Below are 2,203 nucleotides of genomic sequence, written 5' to 3' on the forward strand. Positions count from 1 at the left end.
GCCCTCTTTGAGACAGACATCGGCGGCGCGGGTCGTGAGGTCGTCGCTGATACCGTTTGCGATGCGCCCTGCGGTGCCCATCGAGCACGGGACGATCACCATGCCATCGTGGCGGAAGCTTCCTGAGGCGGGGGGGGTGAAAAAATTACGTTTCTCGCAGAGCTGGATCTTAGGATCGAGTAAGTAGGCGTCCAGTTCCCGGTTCATTTCAGTCTTGAGAACGGCGGCGGCGTTGGAGGAGAGGGTTAGGTAGATCTCGTCGTAGTGGTGCACGGCTTGGCGCAAGAAGCGTTGGGCGTAGAGGGCACCACTGGCTCCGGTAATGGCGACAACGAGGCGCTTACTCACGCGCTCTCCTCATCGCTGTCACCCTCGACGACGAGTTCACGGATCACGCCGGTGGGCTCGGGGAGGAGGCCCAGGCAAGTTTCGAGCACGCGTCGTTCTAGCTCAGGCAGGAGGGTGAGGGCTTCTTCCGGGGTGCAGACACGCCGTCCGACCACGCTATCGGCAGGATCATGGTGCGGCTCGTCAGAGAGCTCCGCGACGGTGCCCGAGACCCAGAGAAGATAGGTCGGGTGAACACGGTAAACCCGGCCCGGGACACGGTTCATAAACTCAATCCGGGTCGCCGCAAGAGGCTTGTAATCGGGCTTGAGCCGTGTGCGCACCTCTTCCCAAAGCTCACGCACCAGCGCCTGGTGCTGCGTCTCACCGCCCTCTAAGCGCCCACCCGGAAAGGTAAAGCTGCCGTCTTTGTTCTCGGCTAAAACGAGCCTACCATCAGGGAGCATGGCCACAGCGTGCACCGAGCGGACGCGCTCCTGGTCGTCTATGATACTAGGCAAGCCCGTGATCAGCCGGACGCGCTGGTGCTCTCCCCAGATCGCCTCCTCCACACGCCAGGCACCAGGAGGGAGACTGGAGGTTCGTTTTCTTGCCATTATTTTATTAGTTTACCCGGAGATTAAGAGAAAGTTGTAACGCTGCCTGTAACACTAGGCGGCTATGCTGGTGCCAAGAAAGGTTAATGAAACAATGAAACTCTCTTCTCCTCAAGCCAAGCGCCTTATCACCGCGGGCGGCTTACTTCTTGCCAGTGTCGGACTGACGGTCGCACCGGGCTGTAGCGGCGCGACAAGTGCGCTCAGTGTCTTTGCCAGCCGTAGCTTTATCTCGGAGGCGATTACCCAGCCAGGAGGTGCCTCAAGCACACTCTCCATCACGACCAATGCGTACCAAAACGCCACGGGGGTCTTCTCGGTCAGCCGAGCGGCCCTTAAAAAATCCCGCGTCGTGTGGCCGCTCACCATTCCTCTCGTAGGTATTACGCTCTCCGGAACCTTTGATCCCGACACGGGTGAGGTTAATCTCAATGGGATCTACACTGATCCCGCGACCCGCCTTGCCTACGAGATCCGTGTCACGGGGATCTTGCCTGCGGACAATAGCCAAGGGACGTTGCACATCACCGCCAATGGGATCGCCCAGCCTGACCTGCCGTTCCGTCGCTCCGACTCGCCTGTGGTGCTCCCCTCGCCCGGCACCACACCGACTCCCGCGCCGACTCCGGCTCCTACACCCACCCCAGTTCCCACACCAAGCCCGACACCTGTTCCGACCAATGGGACGCTCACGGTGACCAATCGTACGGGTGATTTCCCCTCAGGGCCACTGGCTCTGGGCAAGCTGGGAGGTCAGCGCGGCGGCGACACCTACATCAACTTCACGATGGGACAGGGCTCCTACAGCACCTACCCCAATACGCTTATCGAGTTCAACCTGATCGACTCCAGCACTCCCAGTGCTCCCTTCCGTGCGGGAGATATCTTCAATAACCTGGGAACATCGGCGACAAACTACCCCGTTCGACTCAGTATCAGCCGGCAGCTTGGCCGAGACAGCTCTCTCTACTTCAAGCCCACCAGCGGAACCCTCCGGATCACCGCCATGACCAGCACCTCGATCACCGTCTCCCTGGAGAACGTCGTGGTTGTCGCCAACGGTGCCTATCCCACTAGCACCCCCAACTCCGGTGGAGCGACGCTCAACGGGACACTGACGGCCAACTTCTAGAGCCCCAGCTGGCTCCAGAGGGAATCCACCCGCTTCTTGACCGCTTCGTCCATCTCGATCACCGGCGGCCAGGGGCGGGTGAAGCCTTCTTCCGGCCCCTTTGGCGATCACACGGGCTTCTACACGC

General features: G+C 60.6%; 3 protein-coding genes. 1 reads left to right on the top strand and 2 read right to left on the bottom strand.

The features are described 5' to 3' along the window. Together RMO15_RS13295 and RMO15_RS13300 are read right to left on the bottom strand one after the other, a co-directional pair. Window positions 1-348, bottom strand: a 348-nt coding sequence (locus tag RMO15_RS13295; protein WP_309713325.1) for a flavoprotein, incomplete at its 3' end; no start/stop codon positions are given. Continuing rightward, window positions 345-944: an NUDIX domain-containing protein gene (locus RMO15_RS13300; protein WP_309713328.1), complete on the bottom strand. Its 600-nt coding sequence runs from the start codon at window positions 942-944 to the stop codon at window positions 345-347. The genes RMO15_RS13295 and RMO15_RS13300, both read right to left, overlap by 4 nt. 94 nt (window positions 945-1,038) lie before the next feature. Between RMO15_RS13300 and RMO15_RS13305 the strand changes: the two genes are divergently transcribed. Then, window positions 1,039-2,076 carry a hypothetical protein gene (locus tag RMO15_RS13305; protein ID WP_309713331.1) on the top strand — a complete coding sequence of 346 codons (1,038 nt, stop codon included), beginning with the start codon at window positions 1,039-1,041 and terminating at the stop codon, window positions 2,074-2,076. The last annotated feature ends 127 nt before the right edge of the window (window positions 2,077-2,203 follow it).

The organism is Armatimonas sp., from assembly GCF_031410135.1.
GTDB lineage: Bacteria > Armatimonadota > Armatimonadia > Armatimonadales > Armatimonadaceae > Armatimonas.